Origin of the sequence: Kosakonia sp. S42 (genome assembly GCF_016624785.1) — a bacterium.
GTDB classification, from domain to species: Bacteria; Pseudomonadota; Gammaproteobacteria; order Enterobacterales; family Enterobacteriaceae; genus Kosakonia; species Kosakonia cowanii.
This window is the reverse complement of the sequence record NZ_JACVTW010000090.1, coordinates 1-542: the sequence shown is the minus strand read 5'-3', so window position 1 is coordinate 542 and position 542 is coordinate 1. Positions and strand designations below refer to the sequence as shown.

The window sequence follows — 542 nt, the reverse complement described above, 5'->3', positions numbered from 1 at the left end:
TTCCCGGAGCCATCTCAGCGAAGAACAGACCCAAAAACTGCGGGTTCATCTTACCACTAACCTTCTTCCAACCACACAGAGCATCATTGAGCTGGTTGATGAATGGTGGGGCATCCGCTATACCATTCCGGGCATGAACAAGAGGTTGCATCGCAACGGCTTCAGTTACAGAAAACCGGCTGGCGTACCGCATAAATACAGCGAGGAAGCACAGCAGGCGTTCGTGGAAATCTACGAAAAACTGAAACAGGAAGCCGGAGGTGATGAACCCATTCTGTTCATTGATGGCGTGCATCCGACGCAGGGAACAAAACTGGCTTATGGCTGGATGCCTGCCGGAAAAAAAGCCCATGTGGTAGAAACCACCGGCAGTCGCACCCGCCTGAACATCATGGGTGCCCTGAACCTGAACGATATCAGTCGGACGGTCATCCGGGAATATGACAAAATCAACAGCCATAATATCGCCCGGTTCTTTATTGCTGTCCGTGAAACGTACCCGATAAAACAGAAAGTTCATATCATCCTTGACGGTGCCGGAT

At 50.7% G+C, this 542-nt stretch carries 1 protein-coding gene; it reads left to right on the top strand.

Features of this window, described 5'->3' with window-relative positions:
• The coding region (locus IAE50_RS25690; protein WP_200581697.1) for an IS630 family transposase at positions 1 to 542 on the top strand (542 nt) is incomplete at both ends.